Here is a 6,014-nt window from a genome sequence, read left to right on the forward strand (position 1 = left end):
TCCCTGAACTCCGGCTATGCCTTCGTTTTCAGTGGTGCAAATATAAAGCGTTTTTTAATTCCTGCAAAACTTTTCCGGGAAAAATTTTAACAAAGCTTAATAATAGGCTTAAAATCAGGAGAATTATTTTCAGAAGTATAGGTTGGAAATTAGGGCTAATGCTGGTAATGGGACTTTAATATGGCAGTAAACTTTCTTTTTGAGAAGGCTTTTATTGATTAAAAGATATTCGGATGATCCCCTGAGGTCAGGATAAAATATTACTCATCACAATGCTAAAACTCTATAGGGGGGAATGTTTGTATTTATCTGTAAATCAAATTTATATATTGTTTAAGAAGCAGGACAAATCGTCTTCCTTATTCAGTTTCAATTTAGATTTTATTTTTGTTTTGTATACCCTGATGGTTCCGTTAGTCGTATTTTCTAAGGACGAAATTTCTTTTGAAGACAAATTCATCCTATAATAAGTACAGAATTTTAATTCTGTATTGGTTAAAGTGGGGCATAAAACGGAAAGCTTTTCCAGGAAAAGTTTATTTTCAATATTCCCTTCAATAATCAGGTCATAGCTTCGCCTGTCTATCTGTATCAAATTATTTACTTTTAAAAATAATTCTTTCAGTATTTGCTCCGAATCATTATCTCCGTTTATTTTTTTATTTTTTTTCAGATATTCCAAAAATGCTTTTTCAGTATCTATTTTCAAATTAAGGCTTTGAAGCAGATTTTTTATTTTCTCCTTCTGAAATTCATTATTCTGTTCCAGAATCTTCCCATTGTTTTTTAATAATTCCTTTTCTCTCTTATTATGTTTTTTTATATTATAAAGAATAATTCCAAACACACCGAAAACAATTAAAATAAAAATAATAAATAATAAATTTTTCCTTTTCTGTTGATAAGCTTTATAATCATCTTTTTCCTTGTTGTTTCTGATGATTTGGTTGTTCAGTAAATCTGATATTTTCTTTACATTCCTCTTATTTTCATCATAATAGGAATGATTGAGCCCGATAAGTTTTTCAGAAACAGCCTTTAAGGGTGTATAATTATTAGTACTGACATAGTATTCCTGGATAACCTCATTGGCGACAATTCTACTGTGAGTATTTTTCAGTTTAGGCTCTGTTTTTATCAGATAATCAATAATCTGATTTTGCTTTTCTTTTTGATGGGTTGCCAGGTATAAATCGAATAATCTTTGTGAAGAAACAATGCTTTCCGAACAGAAAGATTCTTTATTTTTATAATATTCAAATTCCTCAAGTAATAATTTTTCCGCTGCCGGATAATTTTTTAGCTTATATAAATAAAAGCCTGAATTTCCTTTCATTATATGTAAGAAATCTATTTCTTCCCGGCTTAGATTACCTTTATTCTGTAAAATTGATATTCCTCTTTCAGTCTCTTTATGAGCCTCTTTTATCTTATTTAATTTACTGTAGGTTAATCCGAAATTGTTATACATTGAGGCAATGTAAATGGTATTATTATGTTGATGATCATTTCTAAAACTAAGCAGTGCTTTATTGAAATTATGCATTGCAGAAGCATAGGCTTTTTCATTATAATAAATCCTTCCTTTTATATGATAAAGATGTCCCAGATAATATTTTCCTTCTAATTTTTCATCATATTTTATGGCAGCACTCACAAACTGCATGGCAAGCTTCGGCGAAATATTTTCAAGGGTAATAGCCAGATTAAAATTGCATGCCATTGAAATAAAGTCATATCTCCCTCTATTGATCCTGAGAAGATCATAAGCAATTTCAATCTGTTTGGAAGGGTCTTCTTTATGCAGAAACATGTCTATATATTTAGAACTTATCAGATATTTATCTCCTCCTGTTTTCTTAAACTGATCAAGCTCTCTTCGCTGTATGATCAATATTTTATCGGTTTTATGGATAATGGGGATTAACTCTTCTGTTATTTTGTAGAAATAATCATCATCATTAATCGTCATTTTTTGAAAAGAAGACACAAACAGAAAAACATAGCAAAGGAAAAAAAATCTCATAATTACACGGTAAATTTTGGGGATCAGCTAAGGTCTAAAACACAACTTCTTATAAAAAAAGCTGGTTATAAACTGGTTATAAAAATAAGTGTTAGGAGAGATAAATTTCCCTATCTAAAATTCAAGAGTGCCATTGCTAACGTATTTTTTATTTTATAAAACTGATTTTCATGTGTTTATGATTTAAAAACATAACAATTTTTTCATTTTTTTAATAGGATACATAACATTTTTTAATAAAAAATACAATTCTTCTTTCAACCAATTGTATAGTTTTACATGCAGAAAACCAATGTCAGATTTTTTTACAGTTAATGATTTTTAAATTATACATTCTGTGTTATTGAGTTTTTAATTTACAGTTTGTTACCTACTTCCCCGTCAGATGTCTGTTAATGATAAATTCAGTTGGGATTGGGATAACAGCAGATTCACAAAACGGATTTTGAAAATTAATGAAACAGGGTGTACAATCATATGATTCCCAATACATCAATTTAGACTTTTTATAAACACATTTTTTATGAAGAAAAGGATTATTATTTTTTTTATTTTATTGTGCATCACGGGTTTTAACAGAACCTATGCACAAGATACAGATGGCGATGGAATTGTAAATACTTCCGATCTTGATGACGATAATGATGGGATACTTGATGTCGATGAGGGCTGTGGAAATATAGTCAGCTCGGAAGAGCGCGGAACATTTGGTACGACTACTGTTAACCGTAATTTATCAACAAATCCAGGACCCGGATATACTTTTAAAAGTGGGCAGCTGGTGAATGCAGGAGATTATGCTGTTATCAGTAATGCTGCTCCGCAGCCACATCCCAGTCCCGCATTATGGAATTATAACGGGCATACTACCAATACTGCAACAGATGCCTATCTGGCTGTAAATGGAAGTACCTCAGTGGGGGTATTTTTCAGGCAGAGTGTCAGATTAGTAGCAGGGGTTACCTATACCTATTCTTTCTGGCATGCCAGTGCCAGTAATACAAGTCTTGCTGATGGATATAATATCAGGATCCGGATAATGAATTCTTCCGGTACTACCCAGCTTGCAAGTACTACAACTGGCCAAAGAAACTTAAATATATGGTCTCAAACTTCGTTAAGTTTTACCCCTACCATAACAGGTGACTACAATATATTGCTTCAGAATGAAAGTACAGGTTTTACTGGGAACGATTTTGCAATAGATGATATTGCATTTATTTCTCCCTGTGGAACACTGGACACGGACGGCGACGGTACTCCTGATTATCTTGATCTGGATTCAGACAACGACGGATGCTTTGATGCCCTGGAAGGGGATGAAAATGTGACCCGGGCAGGACTCAATCTGGATGGCAGTATTAATGGAAGTATCAATTCAAATGGAGTTCCCAACTTTGTGAATGCAGGAGGAGGAGCAGATATAGGAGGTGATACAGGCCAGGGTACAGGGGCCTCTGCCAACGCAGCGATCAGCACGGCATGTGCAGATATGGATTTTGATGGAACCCCTAATACTTCTGACCTGGATGATGATAACGATGGTATCCCTGATAATGCTGAATGCCTCGGAAACGATATTGTTACCAACGGGACTTTTACCGGGGGACTGTCCGGATGGACTGCTGATGCCGGATGGGCTGGTACCACCAATGCTGAAATCTCTGCTGATAATGTTGCTAACAGGAACCTTTCACAGACCATAACAGGCCTGGCTAATACCAATAGTTCGATTCCCTTAAAACTTACTTTAAGTGCACTTGACGGAAACAGTTCAGGTGGCTCTACAGCAAGCCTGCAGATATTGCTGAACGGAACGCTCTATGCTACTGTTAACAATGGTACGGCAAGAAGCACCGGGGCAAACAATGTTACCATTACTCTTGCCAGTGGGGCAACTTCTACTTTTACACCTTTTAGTACTGCCAACACATCAAGCCAAACTTTTACGCTTAATATACCTAATGCTTCTATTCCTAATACAGCTTCATTAGTGTTCAGGGCAGCAACAGCTCTGGATGACTGGTCGCTGGATGACATTTCAATACTGGCATTCACCTGTGATACGGATGGAGACGGTATCCTCAATCATATTGATCTGGATTCAGACAACGACGGATGTTTTGATGCTCTGGAAGGAGACGAAAATGTTGGTAATTTACAGCTCAATGGAGATGGCAGTATTAGTGCTGCAACTACTGGAGGAACCAATGCTGTAGGGGTTCCCAATCTTGTGAACTCAGGAGGAGCAGCTGATACAGGAAGTGATACAGGCCAGGGTATCGGCAGTTCTGCCAATGCCGGGATAAGTACATGTACAGATACTGATAATGATGGGATTGCCAATATCACCGATTTAGACGATGATAATGACGGTATCCTGGATACCGTAGAAAATACCTGTACACTTCCCTCGACTTCCGGTACCTCTGCTCAGCCCCATTTAGGGTGGGACGTTAATTTTACTCCCTTACCAGGCGGTTTGGAAATTAACCAACTTTCTCCGGATGTCATTACCGCCAACAGTACGGTGTCTTTCGGAAGCGGAATATCAGTTGTAAACCAGAATTCAAACTGGCAGATCAGTAATGTGAACTCTACAACTGCAGCACAGGCAAAAGCCAATAATGACTATATCCAGGTTACGATTCCTATGGCGGCAACCAACAGCAATAGGGTTTTAGAGCTGAAAGAATGGACCACATTTGGTGGCCAGAATTTCCCGGTACAAAATTTACATATTGAAGTTGCAGACAATGTAGCATTTACGGGGTCTACGGTTTTATTTACCGGAGCCAATACCAATGGGCCAGGTTTTCAAAAGTATCCTTTTGCAGGAAACTATAGATTACAAAAAGGAGTGGTATATTATGTAAGGTTCTATATTTATGGTTCTGCTGCCACTGTTAACATGGACAGCTTTGGACTTGGTGCACAGTGCTTCACAGATACTGATGGAGACGGAACGCCGAATCTTGAAGACCTGGATTCAGACGGTGACGGATGTTCTGATGCCATAGAAGGGGACGAAAATGTTACCCCAACACAGCTGAATGCGGATGGCAGTATTAACATTTCGGCTAATGGAGGAGTAAATAGAGGGGTTCCGAACCTTGTGAACTCAGGAGGGGCTGCTGATACCGGCGGAGACCAGGGGCAGGGAGCCGGCTATGCCTACCTGTTGGGAATCAATGCCTGTAAGGACTTTGATAATGACGGGCTAAGTGATGTGGATGATCTGGATGATGATAATGATGGTATCCTGGATACTGTAGAAAATACCTGTACACTTCCCTCGACAGCTAACAATACCATAGATCCCCATTTAAGGTGGGATGTTAACAATACCCCTTTTCCCGGCAAATTGGAAACGAATCAACTTTCTCCTGATGTTATTACAGCCAACAGTACCGTGTCTTTCGGAAGTGGACTACCTGGCTCACAGAAGACCTCATTATATTGGGAAATCCGAAACGTGAATTCTACAACTGCGGCTCAGGCAAAAGCCAATAATGACTATATTCAGGTTACTATTCCTATGGCAGCAACCAGCAACAGGGTTTTAGAACTGAAAGAATGGGTAACAGATGATACGGTGCCAACAGCAGTGCAAAATATATCTGTTGAAATTGCGGACAATGCAGCATTTACCGGGTCTACTGTTCTATATTCCGGAATCAATACCAATGGTCCGAATTTTCAAAAATATCCCCTTGGAGGAAACTATAGATTACAAAAAGGAACGGTATATTATGTAAGGGTTTATATTTACGGTTCTGCTGCCACTGTTAATATGGATAGCTTTGGGTTTAACGCACAATGCTTCACAGATACTGATGGAGATGGTATTCCGGATCTTGAAGACCTGGATTCAGATGGGGACGGATGTTTTGATGCCATAGAAGGAGATGAAAATGTTGCGGAAACACAGTTGAATGCAGATGGCAGTATTAATATTTCAGCTAATGGAGGAATAAATGCCACAGGA

General features: G+C 37.6%; 2 protein-coding genes. One reads left to right on the top strand and one right to left on the bottom strand.

Annotation, left to right across the window (positions count from 1 at the left end):
* Positions 1-322: 322 nt before the first annotated feature.
* Positions 323-1,972 carry a helix-turn-helix transcriptional regulator gene (locus PMI13_RS14005; RefSeq protein ID WP_034670371.1) on the bottom strand — a complete coding sequence of 550 codons (1,650 nt, stop codon included), beginning with the start codon at positions 1,970-1,972 and terminating at the stop codon, positions 323-325.
* 577 nt (positions 1,973-2,549) lie between these two features.
* Here PMI13_RS14005 and PMI13_RS14015 point away from each other — a divergent pair.
* Positions 2,550-6,014 (top strand): beta strand repeat-containing protein (locus PMI13_RS14015; protein WP_007844824.1); only part of this gene is annotated, 3,465 nt, incomplete at its 3' end.

The sequence above is a fragment of the Chryseobacterium populi genome (assembly GCF_000282115.1).
Lineage (GTDB): Bacteria > Bacteroidota > Bacteroidia > Flavobacteriales > Weeksellaceae > Chryseobacterium > Chryseobacterium populi.

Bases quoted from the DNA above. Each gene is read 5' to 3' on its own strand.
- PMI13_RS14005 (WP_034670371.1), bottom strand. From the start codon at position 1,972: ATGACGATTAATGATGATGATTATTTCTACAAAATAACAGAAGAGTTA.